Origin of the sequence: Streptomyces sp. cf386, assembly GCF_900103585.1 — a bacterium.
Taxonomy (GTDB): domain Bacteria; phylum Actinomycetota; class Actinomycetes; order Streptomycetales; family Streptomycetaceae; genus Streptomyces.
The window spans coordinates 149,347-168,689 of sequence record NZ_FNHV01000005.1; the positions used below are offsets into that span (position 1 = coordinate 149,347).

Annotated in this window: 8 protein-coding genes; 1 reads left to right on the forward strand and 7 read right to left on the reverse strand. The window is 72.3% G+C overall.

All coding sequences use genetic code 11. The annotated features are described in order from the left end of the window. Positions 1–142 precede the first annotated feature (142 nt). On the forward strand, positions 143–1,909 hold the full coding sequence (locus BLU79_RS14625) for a serine hydrolase domain-containing protein (RefSeq protein ID WP_177001022.1): 1,767 nt from the start codon (positions 143–145) through the stop codon (positions 1,907–1,909). Positions 1,910–1,927: 18 nt separating this feature from the next. Here the strand turns inward: BLU79_RS14625 and BLU79_RS14630 are convergent, their stop codons facing one another. The 7 genes from BLU79_RS14630 to BLU79_RS14660 form a co-directional block, all read right to left on the reverse strand. After that, complete coding sequence (locus BLU79_RS14630) at positions 1,928–3,682, reverse strand: fatty acyl-AMP ligase (RefSeq protein WP_177001023.1); 1,755 nt, start codon at positions 3,680–3,682, stop codon at positions 1,928–1,930. Then, positions 3,679–3,942 carry an acyl carrier protein gene (locus BLU79_RS14635; RefSeq protein ID WP_256333298.1) on the reverse strand — a complete coding sequence of 88 codons (264 nt, stop codon included), beginning with the start codon at positions 3,940–3,942 and terminating at the stop codon, positions 3,679–3,681. The genes BLU79_RS14630 and BLU79_RS14635 overlap by 4 nt, the downstream gene beginning before the upstream one ends. Next, positions 3,939–6,860 carry an aldehyde dehydrogenase family protein gene (locus BLU79_RS14640; protein ID WP_093906186.1) on the reverse strand — a complete coding sequence of 974 codons (2,922 nt, stop codon included), beginning with the start codon at positions 6,858–6,860 and terminating at the stop codon, positions 3,939–3,941. Before BLU79_RS14640 ends, BLU79_RS14635 begins: the two co-directional genes overlap by 4 nt. Before the next feature lie 14 nt (positions 6,861–6,874). Continuing rightward, positions 6,875–14,347 (reverse strand): type I polyketide synthase, encoded by a 7,473-nt coding sequence (locus BLU79_RS14645; protein ID WP_093906469.1) that lies wholly within the window; start codon positions 14,345–14,347, stop codon positions 6,875–6,877. Positions 14,348–14,403: 56 nt separating this feature from the next. Beyond that, on the reverse strand, positions 14,404–15,294 hold the full coding sequence (locus BLU79_RS14650) for an alpha/beta fold hydrolase (protein ID WP_256333299.1): 891 nt from the start codon (positions 15,292–15,294) through the stop codon (positions 14,404–14,406). Between the two features lie 123 nt (positions 15,295–15,417). Continuing rightward, a complete protein-coding gene (locus tag BLU79_RS14655; RefSeq protein WP_093906188.1) occupies positions 15,418–16,992 on the reverse strand; it encodes a phytoene desaturase family protein in 1,575 nt (524 codons plus the stop codon). Between the two features lie 73 nt (positions 16,993–17,065). After that, the gene (locus tag BLU79_RS14660; RefSeq protein ID WP_093906189.1) at positions 17,066–19,330 is read right to left on the reverse strand and encodes a serine/threonine-protein kinase; all 2,265 of its coding nucleotides are present in this window, start codon (positions 19,328–19,330) and stop codon (positions 17,066–17,068) included. Positions 19,331–19,343: the final 13 nt, after the last annotated feature.

Here is a 19,343-nt window from a genome sequence, read left to right on the forward strand (position 1 = left end):
CGACGGAAGGCCTTTTCTGATACCCCGTCAGATCTATTGGGCCGAACGCCCCGTTGACACCGAGCACGACTGACACAAAAGCTTCATCACGCAAGGTGATCCCGGAAAGATACTTTCAGCCGGAGTGGCGGGAGGAACCTCGATGACCGACGGCCGAAGCAGACTGACCAGGCGTCAACTGGGCAGGAGCGCCCTGGCCTTGGGCGGCGCCCTGGCCATCGCCCCCTTCCCCGCCGGCCCGGCCGCCGCCTCCCCCGGCAGCGGCAGCACCCTGCGCCGCGGTTCCCCCGAGCGCGCCGGCCTGCTCCCCGACCACCTCCGCCGACTCGTCACCGACGCCGAGGCGTTCCTCGGCCCCTCCCCCAAGCACCCCTGGTACGCGGGCGCCGTCCTGCTCGCCGGGCGTGGTGGCACGGTGGCCCTCCACCAGCCCATCGGGAAGGCGGTGCGCTATCAGTCGTACGACGAGAAGACCGACACCGGCGTCGAGTTCCCGGCCGGGCAACAGATACCGATGGCCGAGGACACCGTCTTCGATCTGGCCTCGGTGTCGAAACTGTTCACCTCGATCCTCGCCGTGCAGCAGATCGAGCGGGGTGCCCTCGGACTGGAAGCGACCGTCGCGTCCTACCTCCCGGACTTCGGCCAGGCCGGCAAGCAGGACATCACGATCCGTCAGCTCCTCACCCACACCTCGGGATTCCGGGCCTGGATCCCGCTGTACAACGCGCCGACGTACGAGGAGAAGCTGCGGCTCATCTGGAACGAGGCGCCGTTGAACCCGCCGGGGACGACGTACCTCTACTCGGACCTCAACCTGATTACCCTCCAACTGGTCCTGGAGAAGATCACCGGCCGTATGCTCGACGCCCTCCTGCGCGACGAGATCACCGGCCCGTTGGGCATGCATCGCACCCGCTACAACCCGCCCGCGGCCTGGAGGCCGAGGATCGCGGCCACCGAGGACGCCCGCAAGCCCTGGTCCGGCCTGGACCGGGGGCTCGTGTGGGGCGAGGTGCACGACGAGAACGCCTTCAGCCTCGGCGGAGTCGCGGGCCACGCAGGCGTGTTCTCCAACGCGTGGGACCTCGCGGTCCTCGGGCGGACGCTGCTCAACGGCGGTGCCTACGGCCGCTCCCGCGTCCTGGAGCCGGAGTCGGTGGAGCTGATGTTCACCGACTTCAACACCGCCTTCCCCGGCGACGAGCACGGCCTCGGCTTCGAGCTCTACCAGCACTGGTACATGGGCGCGATGGCCACCCCACACACGGCGGGGCACACCGGCTTCACCGGCACCTCGCTGGTCCTCGACCCGTCGACCGACTCCTTCCTCATCGTCCTCGGAAACTCCGTTCACCCGGTGCGCAGTTGGCGCTCCGGTTCCGCGCCCCGGGTCGCCGCCGCGAACAACATGGCCCGCGCCGTACCGGTCCGCCCACGGCACGGTCGTACCGCATGGTTCTCCGGGATGGTGACCGCCACGACCGCGACCCTCGCACTCCCTCCCCTCGACACGTCCCCCGGCGATGGCCGGCTGTGCTGCGCCCTGTGGTGGGACACCGAACCCCAGTCGGACGCCCTCACCCTGGAGGTCACGACCGACGGGGGCTCCACCTGGCAGCCGCTCCCCTTCACGACGGCACGACACGGCCGGCAGCCGCAGGACCACCCGAACGGAACCGTCACCGGCTGGTCGGGCCGGGCCTGGCACCGGCTCACGGCTCCACTCCCCGCGCACCGGGAGCTGGTGATCCGGTGGCGGTACGCGACCGACCGGCTGTACGTGGGCCGGGGCGCGTACGTCGACGGCCTGCGCGTCGAGGCGGCGGACGGCGTCCTCTTCGACGAGGCCCGGCCTGCGGACACGACACGGATCACGGCGAGCGGGTGGACGGCCTCCGCGAACTGACGACCCGGCCCTGGCCGGTCAGAACGCCGGGCAGGGCGGGGTGAGGAGGTCGGAGTGGAGAGGCGTGAGGCGGGCCGCGCGCAGCTCCTCCCGGGTTCGTGAGCGCTGGATCTTGCCGCTGGTGGTCCGGGGCACGCTCATCGGTCCGACGACGACCACCTGGACGGCCAGGCGTAGGTCTTCGGCCAGGCGTTTTCTGATCAGCTCCGAAAGGGCCGCGGGAGTGCGGCCCTTGAGGTGCAGGGGGCGGATTTCCTGTACCAGGACGATGTGCTCGTGGCCGTCGGCGTCGGGCAGGGTGAAGGCGGCGCAGGGGCCGGTGGCGGGGTCGGTGGATTCACTGACGTGTTCGATGTCCTGGGGATGGATGTTGCGGCCGTTGACGATGATCAGGTCCTTGGCGCGGCCGGTGACGTAGAGCTCGCCGTCCTGGACGAAGCCCAGATCTCCGGTACGCAGGAAGGGCCCCTCACCGTCGGCCGTGGTGGCGGCGAAGTGCTCGGCGGTGGCTCGGGGGTCGCCGAGGTAGCCGCCGGCGACGCTGTCGCCGCGTACCCAGATCTCGCCGATCTGCCCGTCCTTGAGGGGGTGTGAGGTGGCGGGGTCGACGATGCGGACGTCCACTCCGGCGGGGTGGCCGCAGCCGACGAGGTCGACGCCGTCCGGGGCGGGTACGGCGTGACCGGCCTCCAGCGCGTCCCGGTCGAAGCGTCCCACGGTCGGCCCTTTGCCGCAGGGTGTGCCGGTGACCATGAGGGTGGCCTCGGCCAGGCCGTAGCCGGGTGCCCAGACCTTTGGGCGAAAGCCGAGGGGGGCCAGCCTGCGGGCGACCGCGTCCAGGACGCCGGCCTGGACGGGTTCGGCGCCGCTCAGCGCGAACCGCAGACAGCTCAGGTCAAGGTCCGCGTCCGTGAGTTGGTGGTCCTTGAGGCTCCTGAGCAGCCAGTCGTAGCCGAAGTTCGGGGCGAAGGTGTAGAAGGCCTGGTATCGGCTGATCATCTGGAGCCACAGCAATGGGTGGGCGATGTAGGAGACCGGCGAGCTGAAGACGAGGTTGGTGTAGCTCGCGAGGGGGGTGAGCAGCATGCCGACCAGGCCCATGTCGTGGTAGTGCGGGAGCCATCCGGCGCTGGTGGGCGAGGGACCATGGCGCAACTCGTCCCTGATGTCCTCGTTGGCCATCACTTCCCTGATGGACAGCAGGTTGTGGAGCAGGTTTCGGTGGGTGATGACGACACCGCGCGGTTCGCTGGTCGAGCCGGAGGTGTACTGGACGTAGGCGGTCGCGGAGAGGTCCTGGGAGAGGGGGGACCAGGTGTCGGGGTCCGGGAGCGCGGTCACGTCGGTGGCGACGCACTCGGGGCGCGGTGCCAGGTTCAGTCCGGTGAGCCAGGAGCCGAGCGCGGGCTGGTGCGCGGCGTCGCTGAGGACCAGTCCGACGCCCGCGTCGCGGATGATGCCCTCGGCACGCTGCAGGGCCCGCCGGTCGGTGTCCGGGAGCGGGGCGGGAATGGCGACCCTCCCGGAGTACAGACAGCCGAGGAAGGCGGTGAAGAACTCCAGGCCCGCCGGATACATCAGCATGACGCGGGCGCCGGGCTGCGTCCGGTCGGCCAGCCACGCCCCCACCGTGCGGGCCCGCGCGTCGAGTTGGGCTAGTCCGAGGCGTTCCACCTCGACGAGCTCGCCCCGCACGCTGTCCACGCGCGCGTACCAGCGGGTGTCACCGAGGAGCCAGGCCTTCTCGCGCAGGAACCGGACGAGTTCGCTCAACTCTGTGCTCCCGTCCGCCCGGACAGGGTCTCCTCGACGTAGTTGACCACGGCGCCGACCGTGTGCAGCTCCCAGGCGACCTCGTCGGGGATGCGTACCTCGAACCGCTCCTCCGCTACGACGGTCATCCGCACCAGGACCAGGGAGTCCAGCCCGAGGTCCGCGATGAACGCGGTCTGCTCGTCGACCTGTTCGGGGTCGACGCCGCCGAACTCGGCGAGCATCGCCTTCAGTTCGGCCAGGATGTCGGCCCGGTTCACCGTGCTCCTCCGTCCTTCGGCGTGTCCCAGGCGACGGGCAGCACGCTGAGTCCGCGTTCGAACTGACTGGGCCGCCACCCCGGCGTGCCGTCCAGTCGCAGGCCGGGCAGTCGGCGCAGGACGGTGCTGACGGCGGCCTCGGCGGTCATACGGCCGATATGGGCGCCCAGGCAGTAGTGGGCGCCGTGGCCGAAGGCGAGATGTCCGGGGGTGGGGCGGCGCAGGTCGAGGAGGTCGGGGTCGGGGAAGCGTGCGGGGTCCCGGTTGGCGGCGCCGATGCACAGGAACAGGGACTCGTTCGCGGGGACGGTCACGGCGCCGAACTCGACGGGAGCGAGGGTGCCCCGCCAGCTGGTGAACGGCAAGGGGCTTTCGTAGCGGAGCAGTTCGCCGAGGCCGGTCGCCATCAGGGACGGGTCGTCGCGGAGTTCGGCGAGCTGGGCGGGGTGGGTGAGGAGGGCGTGCAGGCTGTTGCCGACGCTGTTGATGCTGGGGTCCTGGCCCGCGACGAGCATCATCATGACCTGGCCGTGCAGTTCGTCCTCGCTGAGCAGGCCGTCCTGGTCACGGGCCCGCACCAGCAACGAGATGAGGTCGTCGCCGGGGGCGCGGCGTTTCTCGGCGACGGCCGAGCGGACGAACGCGTCGACCTCGTGGGCGAGCGCGGCCACATACGGGACGACGTTGTTCCACTCGGCGGTGCGCCAGATCATCGCCCGCAGGTGATGCATGCGGGGCGGGGTGGCGCCGAGGACGGCGAACAGGACATTGCCGCCGAGCGGGTAGGCGACGGCCGCCATGAGGTCGCCACTGCCCCGGTCCACGATCTGGTCGATCCGGGTGTCGACGAGGCGCTGCACCCGGGTTCGCCACTGCTCCTGCCGGGCGGGCGAGAAGAACGGCCGCATGATCGCGCGCAGTTCGGCGTGGCGCGGATCGTCGCTGTCCAGCAGATGGGTGAAGAGCCGCTCCCGCAGTGCGGACGGCCAGTGCCGCATCCACATGTGGCCGGCGGAGATGCGTTTGCTGTCACAGGTGACCCGCGGGTCGATGTGGGCGTCACGGACGTCGTCGTAGCGGGTCAGCAGCCAGCCCGGGCCGTCCGGGCTGATGACGCGGCTCACCGGACGGTGTGCGCGCAGCCAGCGCAGGGTCGGGTAGGGATCGTGGTGGAAGGCCTCGGTGAACGGCGCCGGCAGCCCGCCGGGCAGGTCTTCGGGCGGCCAGCCGGGCGGGTACTCCCGGATCGCCTCGACCCTGGGCCTCCGCCGCACCGGGACGTACGGCACCGGAACCCCCTCCGCCGAAGAGCTGTCATTCGCCACGGAAACGCCCTGGAGGCGGCTGGTGCGCAGCATCGGGTAGTTGAGCTCGCCGAAGCGGTCGCCGCTCAGACCCGGGCCGCCGTGGTTGGCGAGATACGGCACGCCCGCGAGGTGGGAGTCGTTCACCCGGAGCTGGCCGCACGAGCGGACGTCCCGGAGGAACCGGTCGATGACGTCGGGGCTCCGGGTCCACAGCGAGTTGCGCAGGCCGTACGAGCCGGACGCCACGAACGACACCATCTCGGACAGGAGTTGGTCGTCGTCGGCGGGCACGGGAACGGCCAGGGTCAGCAGCGGGAAGAACGTCTCGTACCGGACCGACCGCAGCTTGAGCGCGCGGGCGAGCCCGTCGATCCGGATGAGCGCCGGCTCCGCGAAGACGGCGTCGTCGCTCTCGTGGCCGTGTACGTCGAGGTGGCGTCCACCGGTCAGTACCCGGGCGCCCGCCCGCCGGGCGTCGGCGAGTGTGGCGTCGTATCCGGCGGTGTTGGGCGAGGCCGCCAGCACCACGTCGGGGTCGTCGGGGAAGCCGGGCCGCAGGGCGCGGACGCGCTCGGTCAGCCGGTCGGTGAGTCGGTCGGCGATGTCCGGGTGGACGAGCGCGATGTTGGGCGCGCAGCAGATCTGGCCGCTGCCGTGGTACGACTCCATCAGCGCCTCGACGGCCCGGTCGAGGGGCGCGTCCCGCCACACCACGACCATGTCGTTGCCGCCGAGTTCCAGGATCGGCTTCTTTCCCGAGGCGAGGCATGCCTTCTCGAGTTGCTCACCGCGGATCGAGTCGCCGAAGTACAGCACGTCGTCCACCAGCGGGCTCTCCAGCCAGGCGTCCAGTGCCTGCGCGGGGTCGGTGCACAGCGCCGACAGGACTCCGGGCGGGGCGCCCGCCTCGGCGAGCGCGGGTAGGGCGATCTGTTCCACCAGGTACATGGCGGCGATCGGCGCGTGCCGGGACAGCCGGACCACGAGCGCGTTGCCGGCCAGTACGGACTGGAAGGCCGCGCCGACACTGAGCGCCGGGGTGTTCTGTGGTGGCTGCACACACACGACACCGTCCGGCACCCGGCGCAGCACCACCGTCCGGCCGTCGACGGTGTGCTCCGACTCCATGTGCCGCAGACACCAGTCGGTGGTCTCGGGGCCGTAGAAGGTGAGGAGGTTTTCCACCTCCATCCGGGCCAGCCGGACGGGGTGGCCCTCCTCCACCAGGAGGCCGGTGACGGCGTCGGCGTGTTCCCGCAGCCGTGCGCGGAACGCTTCGGCGAGGGCGGCGCGCCGGGCCGGTGGGCTGCCGCCCCACTCGGCCGCCGCGAGCCGGGCCGTGTGCAGAGCGGTGTCCATGTGGTCGGGTCCGGCGAGGGCGCAGCGTCCCAGGATCGTCTCGGGGTGGGCGTCGGGGCCCATGTACCCGGCGTTCAGCGCGTTGCGGTAGCAGGTGGCGCCGATGGGGTCGTCGATGAACGCGCTCGCGCGGAGCACGTACACCCACTCGGTCGGGTCGGGGACGGTGGCGCCGGCGATGAGGGGTCCGAAGGTGAGAGAGCCTTCAGCGCAGTCCGTCGCCGTTCCCTTGGGTTCCTGACAGGTCACCATGGCGGGCCTCTCTTTCAGCCGTTGGCGGTGTCGGTGGCGCGGACGCCGAGGCGCAGCAGCACGTGGCGGGACAGGTCGGTGAGGGTGACGCCGCCCTGGAGGAGTTCCATGGGCGGGATCTCGACGTCGAGGCGTTGCCGCAGCGTGGTGAGCAGTTCGGCGGCCATCAGGGAGTCGACGCCGTAGTCCTGGAGTGGCAGTTTGGGGTCGAGACGGGCGGCGTCGGTCTGCAGGATGCGGGCCATCACGTCGGCGAGTGCGGCGTTGGCGGTCTCCAGTGCCTCGTCCGCGGAGAGACCGGCGAGGGCTGCCAGGAGGTCCTGGCGGGTGTGGCCGTCGAGGTCGCCGTCGGCGGGCAGCAACGCCGCGAATCTGGGCGAGGTCAGCATCGGCAGGAAGGTGCGCAGCCGGGTCCAGTCGTAGTGGCCGATTCCGGCGACGGTGGTGCCGGACGCTGCCAGGGTCTCCAGGGCGGCCAGTGCCTCGTGGGGGCCGAGCGGGGCCATGCCGAGCGCTTCCATGGTCGGGGCGAGGCCCTCCCGGGCGACATGGCCCACGCCCCCGAGCGCGCCCCAGGTGACGGCGAGGGCCCCATCGCAGCTGTGCCGTTGCCTGGCCAGTGCTTCGGTGAACAGGTTCCCGCCGACATAGGGGGACTGTTTGATGTTTCCGAGAACCGTGGTGAAGGAGGAGTACATCCAGAACAGGCGCAGGTCGCGCTCACGCGTCAGGGTGTCGAGGACCGCCGCCCCGGCCACCTTCGGCGCCAGCACCGTGCGGATCCGTGCGTCGGTCAGTTCGGTGAGCGGGGCGTCGTCGAGGACCATGGCCGCGTGGACCACACCCACGAGCGGGTGCCCGGTGGCGTCGATGCGTCCGATCGCCTCGGCCAGAGCGGCGGCGTCGGTGACATCGACGGCGTACGGCGTGGCGGTCACGCCTCGCGCGGCCAGCTCGGCCAGCACGGCTGAGGCCTCGGGGCCGTCGGCGCCCCGCCGGGAGACCAGCGCGAGGTGGCGGGCGCCACGGTCGGCGAGCCGGCGGGCGGTGGCGGCGCCGAACCCGCTCAGCCCACCGGTGACCAGGTAGCTGCCGTCGGGGTCGAGCGGGGGCGGCTCGGGCCGGGTCCGGACGGGCACCGGCCCGTCCTGCGGGTCGAGGCTGACGACGACCTTGCCGATGTGCCGGGAGTGCTGGAGCAGCGCGAACGCCTCGGTGACCCGCGCGGCCGGGTACACGGTGTGCGGCAGCGGCCGGTAGCGGCCGTCCGCGACCCGTTCAGCGACCTCGGCCAGCAGACGCCGACCGTGTACGAGCCCGGCCTCGTCGGACAGCAGAGCGGTGACGTCGACGCCGAAGAAGGCGATGTTTCGGCTGAACGGCCGCATCAGCAACGGCTTGTTGGCATAGATGTCGCGCTTGCCGAGTTCGACGAACCGGCCACCTGACCGCAGCGTCTCCAGGCCCCGGTCGATGGCCTGCCCGGCCAGCGAGTTGACCACGACGTCCGCCCCTCGCCCACCGGTGATCCGCAGGGCCTGGTCGGCGAAGTCCAGGGTGCGGGAGTCCAGGACGTGCTCGACGCCCAGCGCCCGTAGCAGGTCGCGCTTGGCCGGGCTGCCCGCGGTGGCGATCACGGTGGCGCCCACCAGGCGGGCGTACTGGAGGGCGGCCAGCCCCACGCCACCCGCGGCGCCGTGCACGAGAACCGTCTCCCCCGGCGCCAGCCGCGCGAGGTCGTGCAGCGCGTAGTGGACCGTCAGGAAGGCCACGGGCAGGGTCGCGGCCTCCGCGAAACCGAGATCGTCGGGGACCTTCACCACAGCCGACGCGGGCACCACCGCGTGAGAGGCCAGGCACACGGAACCGACCGCGCACACCCGGTCTCCGGCGGCCAGGCCGCTCACGCCCTCGCCCACCGCCGTGACGACCCCGGCGCATTCGAGACCGAAGCCGGTCCCGACGAACGTCTCCTCTGCCGCCTCGGGGGGCAGCAGACCTGTCGCCTGCATGATGTCGCGGTAGTTCAGCGCCGCCGCCCGCACCGCGATCACCACCTCACCGACGCCGGGTTCGAGGGGGCGGGTCCGCGTCCAGACCGGCTGGTACGACAGGCCCGGCTCACCGATCTCCAGGACGAAGGGCTCGTCGCCGCTGGGCTCGACGTGTTCGCCGGAGGGGAGTTCGCGTTCCCGGGGTACGAAGCGTCCGCCCGTCGTGAGCACGATCTCGTCCTCACGCGCCGCCGCACCCTCGTCATCGCCATCGCCGGACAACGGGAGGGGCGCCAGCAGCTCGCGGGCCAGCCGGTGCGCGTCGCCGGCCGGGTCGTCGGCGCGTTCCAGGGACAGCCGGGTCACCCGCAGCCCGGGGTGTTCGTTGGCGAGGGTGCGGGCCACTCCCCAGGCGGCGGCGTCCTGCGGCTGGACGGCCCGTTCGGGCGCGGGCAGCGCGCCGCTGGGCCGGGTCACCAGCCACAGGGATGGCCGGACACCGTCCGGGAGGTCCCGGCAGGCGACGGCCAGGTCGCGCAGCGTGGCAGCGCGGCGCACGGCCTGGTCGAGCAACGCCTGCGGCTCGGTGGGGGCCTCGCCCAGCAGGAGTACGACGGTCGGGTCACCTTCACCGCGCAGTGTTGCCGCCCAGGCCGCCGGGTCGACGGGGGCCGGCGTCACGGCTGCGGACCGCGTGGTGCCGTCTGTCAGGAGTGCGGCGAGGTCCTCGGCCAGCGGCGTCTCGGGCTCGCTCTCTGTGGCCACGATCCACCGGGTGCCGTCGTCCGGGCGGGGCAGCGCGGGCTGGACGGTCTCGTACGCGGGTGCCGATGCCAGCAGCACGGAGCCGCCGTACGTAGCGGGTGCGTCGATGGCGCCACCGAGGCAGACCACATCGGTGAGGCCGCACCCGGCCAGCACATCGGGCCACTGGTCGCGCCCCAACAGGGGCGAGTCCGGCCGGAGTTCGTCGTCGGCGCACCAGAAGCTGTCGAGCACTCCGAAGAACGGCAGCAGGTAGTCCGTGTCGTGCGTCTCGAAGGCGAGCAGGCGCCCACCCGGGGCCAGCAGCCCCCGCACCCTGCACAGGGCCGTTTGCAGCTCGTTCGCGGTGTGCAGGGAGTTGGCCGCGACGATCAGGTCGTACGCGCCGTCGGTGAAGCCCTGCTCGGCTGGGTCGGCGTTCAGGTCGAACGGGCGGTAGTCGACGAACGGGTGGGTGCCGAAACGGTGTTGAGCACGGATGAAGAAGCCTGCGGACACGTCGGTGAAGTGGTAGACGGACCGTTCGGGCGGCAGCACCGGCAGCAGTGCCGCTGCGGTGCCACCCGTGCCCGCGCCGATCTCCAGGACCCGCAGTGGCCGGTCCTCGGGCCAGGCCCGGACGATCTCCGCCGCCAGTGCGGCGACGAGCCGGTTGTGGAACCGGCAGGATGGCGCCACGTCGTAGAACTGCTCCAAGGCGTCCTGGGTGCCCTGGCCGGCCAGCAGGTGAAGTGCGTCGCGCTCGCCGCGCAACACCTCTGGCAGGCAGGTCAGCTGACGGATCGCCAGTTGAGCCTCGGCGCTGCACGCCGGGAAGTCCGAAGGCAGCCGGGCCAGCAGGGGCCCCGGGGCCGCTGTGCCGGTCAGCCGCCACGGCCCGTCGTTCCCACCGGCTGCCAGACCATGGCCGGCCATCAGGCCGAGCAGGGCCCGCGCCAACTTGTCGTGTTCGGGGAGCATTCCCTGCCGTACCAGGTCGGCGGGCCTGAACTCGACCGTGTCGTCGGGCAGCAGGTCCGCGAACGCGGCGGCGGCGACATGAGCGGTCAGCCGCTTGAGCAGGGCGACGAAGTCCGTGAAGCGGGTGGAGCGCCAGCCGGCCTCCAGCGCGTCGACGCTCGCCGCGACCGCCCCGGCCAGGTCGTGGTTGCTGGCCAACGGCGATGCCTCGGAGGGCAGTTGGGGATGCGGGGCGGCGCGCAGCACGGTCTCGTACCGCAGGGGCGCCCGGTCCGCGGGGCCGGGCACGCGCCGCAGGCGTACGCCGTCCAGTTCGGCGGTGACGCTGCCGTCCGGGTCGGTGACGGTGATGTCGAAGCAGAGTTCGGTGGTGCCGCGGGTGCGGTCGCGCATGTGCAGCAGCCCTGTCGGGGATGGGCTTCGCCAGACGCGTACGGCCCCGATCGCGGCCGGAAGCCAGGCCTGCCCGGCGCCGACCTGGGCGGCGACGAGCGGCACGCATGCCTGGAGCGCACCGTCGAGCAGTGCCGGATGGGCCACGTACTGCATGGTGTCGGCCGCGTCCGTGGTGTGCCGGTAGGCGGCGAGCAGTTCCCCCTCCCCCATGTGCAGCCGCACCAGCTGCCGGAACGCGGGCCCGTAGTCCAGGCCGCTCGCGGCCAGTTCGGGGTACAGGGCGTCGGCTTCGCCCCGGCGGGTACAGCGGGCGCGTACTCCGGCGAGGTCGATCCGCGCGGGCGGGCGGCCGATCAGTTCGCGGACCCGGCAGCGGGCGTGCGGGCGGGGCGGGGTGCCGTCGCCTTCACCGCTGTCGGCGGCCTCGGTACTGGTGATGGCCACCATGCCGTCGTCGGGCGAGTACGCGAGCTGCAGCCGGACGTCACCGGCCCGGTCCCACGGGACGACCAGCGGGCGGCTCACCTCCAGCCAGGCCAGTTCCACCGGGCCGTCCAGCACCCGTCGGCCGGCCGCCAGCGCCATCTCGACGTAGCCGGTCGCCGGGAACACCACCGACCCGGCCACCTTGTGGTCGGCCAGCCACGGCACCAGCGCCGGCTCGATGGGCCCCTGCCAGGAGGGTTCCGCCGTCGGCAGCCGCTCGCCCAGCAGGGGGTGGTCCAGTCGTCCCGATCCGCTGTTGCCGATCCAGTGCTGTGGGGTGCCGCTCCAGTGGCGTTCCCGCTGCCACGGGTACGCGGGCAGTTCCGCCACCCGCGACGGGCGGGGGAACCAGCGTGTCCAGTCCAGCTCCGCCCCGGCGGCGATCAGGGCCTCGACCGACTCGCGCAGCGCGGTAGGCCCTGTGGTGTCGCGACGCAGGGTGGCGAGGACGGCCACCCGGTCGTGTGCGGCGGCGATGCGACGCAGGTAGGAGCGCAGCACGGGATGCGGGCCGACCTCCAGCAATACGTCAACGCCCGTGTCCAGGGCTTGTTCCACAGCGTCGGCGAACCGGACCGGCTCTCGGACGTTGCGCCACCAGTAGTCGGCGTCCAGGCCGCTCGCGGGTACCGGGCCGCCGGCGACCGTGGAGATCAGCGCGTCGGTTCCGCCACCCGGTGCCAGCCCGGCGAGGCCTGCGGCCAGCGGGGCCCGGACTCGCTCCATGACCGGGCTGTGGAAGGCGTAGTCGAGGTCCATGAGCCGGAAGAACACATCCCGATCCACCAACTCCTCACCCATGGACTTGAGTTGATGTACCGGCCCGGCGATCGTCACATCCCTGGCACTGTTCACGGCGGCCACGACCAGACCCGGGTAGGCCGACAGCACCCGCTCCGCCTCGGCCGGCGGCAACCCGACCGCGGCCATCCGGCCCTGACCGGCCGTCGCCGCCTGGACCCGGCTGCGCTCGGCGATCACCCACGCGGCCTCCTCCAGTGTCAGCGCGCCGACGGCGTACGCGGCGGCGACCTCCCCGACGCTGTGCCCGAGCGCGACCGTCCACCGCACACCGCGCTCACGCAGGACCGCCGTGATCCCGGCCTGCACCGCGAACAGCAGCGGCTGGGCCACCTCGGTGGCCTCCAGTCCCCACTCGTCCGCCGGCCGGCGCAACTGCCCGGCGACCGACCAACCCAGCCGGGGCGTCAGCGCGGCGTCCACGGCCGCCACCTCGCTCCGGAACACCGGGTCGTCGTCCAGCAGGTCCGCGGCCATCCCCGCCCACTGCGAGCCGTTGCCCGCGAAGACCAGCCCGACCCGGCCGTGCTCGACCGCCTCACCGGTCACGCCCTCGCCGGACAGGCTCCGCGCGGCCTCGTGCGGAGTCGAGGCCAGCGCCACCCGGCGGTAGCGGTGCCGGGCCCGGCGAGCGCCGGTGGTGACAGCGATGTCGTAGAACTCCGCCGACTCGACCGGCGCGGTATCCGTCAGCCGGGCGGCCAGCCTCCGCGCCGCCTCCTCGGCCGCCTGCGGGGTGCGGCCCGAAGCGATCACCGGCACATCGCCGGTGAACTCGCCGCCGTCTCTCGGGGCGAGCGGGGGCAGGCCGACCACCACATGTGCGTTGGCCCCACCGAACCCGAAGGAGTTGACGCCCACGAAGCGCCGCCCTTCCCGCGACGCCGTCGGACGGGCCCGCCCGACCGGCTCCAGCCCCAGCCCGGCGAAGTCGATGCCGGGGTTGAGCGGTTCCAGGTGCAGCGAGGCGGGGATCGTGCCGTGGCGCAACACCGCGAGCGCCTTGAACAGCCCCGCCATGCCCGAAGCCGGCTCCAGATGCCCCACGTTGGACTTCACCGACCCGATGGGCAGCGGCCCCACCATCCGCTCGGCGCCCAGTACCCTCCCCAGCGCTGTGCACTCGGCCGGGTCGCCGACCTGCGTGCCGGTGCCGTGCGCCTCCACGTACACCACCTCGTCGGGCGCGATCCCCGCCCGCTCGTACACCTGCCGCAGCAGATCCTCCTGGGCTTGCGCACTGGGCAGGGCCAGTCCGACGGTGCGTCCGTCGCAGTTGCTCCCGGCCCCGGCGATCACCCCGTGGATCCGGTCCCCGTCCGCCAGCGCGTCGGCGAGCGGCTTCAGCACGATCACGCCCGCGCCCTCGGCCCTGACGAACCCGTCCGCGTCCGCCGAGAACGCGGCACAGCGGCCCCGCTTCGACAGCATGGACGCCTGGCTGAACCCGACGTAACCCGCCGGGTTCAGCAGCACGTTGACCCCACCCGCCAGGGCCATACGGCTGCCGCCGGACGCCAGTTCCCGGCAGGCGCGCTCCACGGCCACCAGCGAGGACGAGCAGGCGGTGTCGATGGCCATGCTCGGCCCGCGCAGGTCGAAGAAGTACGACAGCCGGTTCGCGGCGATCGAATGGGCACTCCCCGCCATGGAGTAGGCGTTCATCTGCCGGGCCCTGGTCATCTGCAGCCCGCCGTAGGAGAAGTCGGAGATGCCGACGAACACACAGGTGTCCGAGCCCGCCAACGTCACGGGGTCGATGCCCGCGTCGTCCAGCGCCTCCACGGCCGTCTCCAGCAGCAGCCGGTGCTGGGGGTCCATCTGCGCCGCCTCTCGCGGCGAGATCCCGAAGTACTCCGCGTCGAATCCCGCGATGTCCGCCAGGAACCCGCCCCGCGCGGTGTAGGACTTCCCTGTCCTGGCCATCTCGGTGTCGACGAACCGCCCGGCCTCGAACCGGTCCTCCGGCACCTCCCCGACCAGGTCACGCCCGCCCTCCAGCGCCTCCCACAGCCCGGCCAGATCCACGATCCCGCCGGGCAGCCGGCACCCCAGGCCGACGATCGCGAACGAATCCCCCGCCATGAACACACCCCATTCCTAAAAGCTCTGCGCAGTTGCTGAATTGCGTGATCGCGTGATCACGACGAACGGAGGAAGTCGCGGACGTGACGGTCGAGTTGTCCGGCCGCGTCCTCCATCACGAAGTGGCCGGCGCCGTCGTAGCGGCGCACCCGTGCCTGCGGAAACCGGCGGGTCCATTCGGCCAGCACCGCCTGCGTGAACACTCGGTCCCTCGTCCCCCACCCGATGAACATCGGCAGCCCGGCGAGGCCGCCGTCGGCGTCGGTCGGTTCGAGGAGGCGCCACGCCGGGTCGTCGTCACTCCGGGGTATGCACCGGATGAACTCCACGGCAGTACGGCGGTGTTGTCGGCCCGCGAAGGGCAGCAGGTACGCCATCCGCTCGGCCGCGCCCAGCCGGCGTACGACTCCGAGCCGTACGGCGGCGCGCGGAAGGGCATTGGTGGCCCGCGCGAGCGCGGCGACGGGACCGCCGGCCCTGATCCACCGCAGGTACATCGGCAACCGGTGACCGGCGGGCCAGGGAAAGGCCGCGCTGTTGAGGACGACCAGCCGCGCCACCACGCCCGGATTCCGCAGGGCCCATGCGATGCCGATCGGCCCTCCCCAGTCATGCATCACCAGGGTCCACCGGCGCCCTGGCAGCCCCTGACCGGCGGTGAGATGACGGAACAGGCGGTCCAGACACCAGAGCTGCCGCTCAAGGGCGTCGACGGACCCCTGCGGCTCCGGAACGGGAGGCGACAGGCCGAACCCGGCAAGGTCGGGGGCGATGCAGCGGAAGTCCGGCGACAAGGTGCCCAGCAGGCTCCGCCAGAGGTAGCTCCAGGACGGGTTGCCGTGCAGGAAGAGCACCGGATCGCCGGTACCGATGTCGACGTAGTGCTGGTCCGTGACGGGAACCTGCCGCCAGTGACGGGGGCCCGGGTAGCCGGGAAGCGCTCGCACTCTGATCACGGTAGGGCCGGAAGACCCAACTTGCCCTTCTCGCCCGGTTTTTCACCTCAAGGGCGGATGATGTGATCAAAGAGACGAAAGCAACTTGCCGAATGGTTGGTCAGGTTTTGGGCACTATACGTCCGCCTGGAGGACGGCCATCGCCGCGTTGTGCCCCGGCACCCCGCTCACCCCTCCCCCACGCACCGCGCCCGCCCCGCACAGCAGCACGTTCGGGTGCGGTGTCTCCACGCCCCAGCGCCCCGTGCCCTCCTGGGCGTACGGCCAGGCCAGTTCGCGGTGGAAGATGTTGCCGCCGGGGAGGCGGAGGTCGCGCTCCAGGTCCAGCGGGGTCTTCGCCTCGATGCAGGGACGTCCGTCGGCGTCGGTCGCCAGGCAGCCCAGGATCGGCTCGGCGAGGTGGGCGTCGAGTTGGGCGAGCGTCGACTTGAGCAGTTCCTCGCGTACGGCGTCGTTGTCGCGTTCGAAGAGCCGGGCCGGCGTGTGCAGGCCGAACAGGGTGAGGGTCTGATAGCCCTGGTCCACGAGGGCGGGGCCGAGGATCGACGGGTCCGTCAGCGAGTGGCAGTAGATCTCGGACGGCGGCGCGGCGGGGAGCTCCCCGGCGGCCGCCTGGGCGTGGGCGGTGGCCAGTTGGTCGTAGCCCTCGGCGACGTGGAAGGTGCCGGAGAACGCCTCACGCGGGTCGACGGAGCTGTCGCGCAGTCGGGGCAGGCGCTTGAGCAGCATGTTCACCTTGAGCTGGGCGCCCTCGGCGGGGGCCGGGGGCGTGTCGCCGGTGAGGGCGGCCAGGGCGTGCGGGGAGGCGTTGACCAGGACGTGCCGGGCGACGGCGACGCCCTCGCCGTCCGCCGTGCGATAGGTGATCTCCGCCGTACGGCCGTCCGTGTCGATCCGTTCCGCCTCGTGCCCGGTGGCGATGACGGCGCCCGCCGCACGCGCCGCCGCGACCAGGGCGTCGGTGAGCGCGCCCATGCCGCCGACGGGGACGTCCCAGTCGCCGGTGCCGCCGCCGATCACGTGGTAGAGGAAGCAGCGGTTCTGCTTCAGCGAGGGGTCGTGGGCGTCGGCGAAGGTTCCGATGAGCGCGTCCGTCAGGACCACGCCCCGTACCAGGTCGTCCGCGAAACGGTCCTCGACCGCGACCCCGATCGGCTCCTCGAAGAGGGTCCGCCAGGCCTCCTCGTCGTCCACCCGGCGGCGCAGCTCCTCGCGGCTCGGCAGGGGTTCGGTGAGTGTCGGGAACACCCGCTTGGCGACCTCGCCGGTCATCCCGTAGAAGCGCTGCCAGGCCTGGTACTCGCGCTCCCCGCCGGTCAGCTTGGCGAACGCCTCGCGGGTGCGCCGCTCGCCGCCGCCCACCAGCAGACCGGTCGGCCGTCCGTCCCGCTCCACAGGGGTGTACGAGGAGACATTGCGGGTGCGGACCCGGAAGTCCAGGCCGAGGTCCCGCACGATCTTCTTCGGCAGCAGGCTGACCAGGTACGAGTAGCGTGAAAGGCGCGCGTCGACCCCGGCGAACGGCCGCGTGGAAACGGCGGCGCCCCCGGTGCGGTCCAGCCGCTCCAGGACCAGCACGGACCGTCCGGCCCGGGCCAGGTAGGCGGCGGCGACCAGGCCGTTGTGGCCGCCGCCGACGATGACGGCGTCGTACGTACGGTGTCCCGGGTGTCCCTCGTGTGCAGGCATGGTTCTTCGTAACACGTGATGATCTAGGTCGGCCATAGGTGCGACGCGCGGGAGTCACGGGACGCCGCCCCGCTCACGCACCGCCGGACGTCCCCTGCTGCCGCAGCGCAGCCACCCTCCGGTACAGCTCCGCCGCCTCCGCACCCCGCCCGAGCTGCTGAAGGCAGTGGGCCTCGTCGTTGCGGCTGGCGAGGGCGTCGGGGTGGTCGGCGCCGAGGACCCGTTCGCGGGCGGCGGCCACCCTGCGGTACTCGGTGAGTGCGTCCGGCCAGCGACCCAGCCAGCCGAGGCTCACGGCGACCTCGCGCCGGCTGACCAGGGCGTCCGGGTGGTCGGGGCCCAGCACCCGCTCCCTGATCGCGCACACGTCCCGGGACTCGGCGAGGGCCTCCTCCCAGTGCCCGAGCCGGCCGAGGTTGACGCCGAGGCCGTGGCGGGCGCGGAGGGTCTCGGGGTGGGCGGGGCCGTGGACGCGGGTGCGGTCGTCGACGAGGTCGCGGTAGAGCTGGAGCGCCTCCGCGCTGCGGCCGAGCCTGCCGAGGCTGATGCCGACCTCGTAGCGGGCGGCGAGGGTGTCGGGGTGGTCGGGGCCGAGGGCCTGGGCGCGGGCGTCGGCGACCTCGCGGTAGGTCTGGAGGGCCTCGGCCCAGCGGCCCAACTGACCGAGTGCGTAGGCGACTTCGTACCGGGTGACCAGGGTGTCGGGGTGCTGCGGGCCGAGCACACGGGCGCGGCCGGCGGCGACCTCGGCGGCCATGCGGTAGGAGTCCTCCAGGCGACCGAGTCTGCTGAGGTTGAAGGCGAGGTTGTGGCGGCAGCGCAGGGTGTCGGGGTGATCGGCGCCCATGCTGCGCTCCCGGGCGACGAGTACGGACGTGTAGACCTGGTGCGCGTCGAAGTGGCGGCCCAACTGGCCGAGCACGTACGCCATTTCCTGCCGGGCGGCGAGCGTTTCGGGGTGGTCGGGGCCGAGGGCGAGGCTGCGGGCGCGGGCGACGTGCTTGTACTCGCGCAGCGCGTCGGCGGCGCGGCCGGTGCGGCTGAGGGTGAAGGCGACCTCGTAGCGGCTGGCGAGGGTGTCGGGGTGGTCGGGGCCGAGAAGGTGCTCGCGCTCGGCGGCGACGGCCCGGTGCACCTCGCCCGCCTCGGTCCAGCGGCCCAGCCGGCCGAGGCTCAGCCCCGCGTTGTGCCGTCCGGCCAGTGCGGTGAGCGTGGCCTGGGACGGGGCGGGCGGTTCGTCCGGTACGGCGGTCTCGTCGGGCCGGCCGGTGGCCGAACGGGGGATCCACTCGCCGGTGAGCCCGGCTGCGGCGTCGGGAGGCGTGGTGCGCAGTCCGGCGCCGGTGGCCTTGTGGCCGGTGGTCATGCCACGGGTCCAGGAGGGCAGCCGGGGCGCGCGGGCCACGGGCTCCGGGGGCCTGAGGGAGGGCTCCTGGAGCGGGCGGAGAGCGGGTTGCGGGGTCACCACGGTCGGCACATACGTCGGTGTCGTACGGCCGAGGTCGATCCGGCGGCCCAACTCGCGTCCGTCGTGCGGGCGTTCCTCGGGCCGCTTGGCCAGCAGGTCGAGGATGATCCTCTCGAAGTACTCGGGCAGTTCGGCGCGGTGGCTGCGCGGGGGCCTGGGCGGGGTGTCCCGGTGGCCGACGAGGATGGCCCAGGGGTCGTCGAGGTCGAACGGCGGCACCCCGGTGGTGATCTCGTACAGCACGCACCCCAGCGAGTACAGGTCGCTGCGCTGGTCCACCTCCTCCCCGCCGATCTGCTCCGGCGACATGTAGTGCGGGGTGCCCATCGCGATGCCGGTGCCGGTCAGCCGGGAGGTGAAGCCGATGTCGTGGCCGAGGCGCGCTATGCCGAAGTCGCAGATCTTCACCGTGCCGTCGCCCAGCCGCATGATGTTCGCGGGCTTCAAGTCGCGGTGCACGATGCCCTGCTGGTGGGTGTAGGCGAGGGCGGCGGCGACCTGGTCGGCGATCTCGACGACGTCCGGGACGGGCAGCGGGTGCTGCTTGTTGTCCTCCAGGAGCTGGCTGAGGTTGCGGCCCTGAAGCAGCTCCATGACCAGGAACAGGATGCCGTCGGACTCGCCGAAGTCGTGGACGACGGTCACCCCTCGGTGCTGAAGGGCCGCGGCCACCCGGGCCTCGCGGCGAAACCGCTCCCGCAGGACTCGGGTGAAGGAGTGGTCGTGCTGGGGCCCCAGCGGCTTGAGGCACTTCACGGCGACGTGCCGGCCCAGCGACTCGTCGCGCGCACGCCACACCTCGCCCATACCGCCGCGCCCGATCAGATCGAGCAGCCGGTACCGGCCCTGGATCAGCCTGCTGTCCCCCATCTCCCGCGATCGC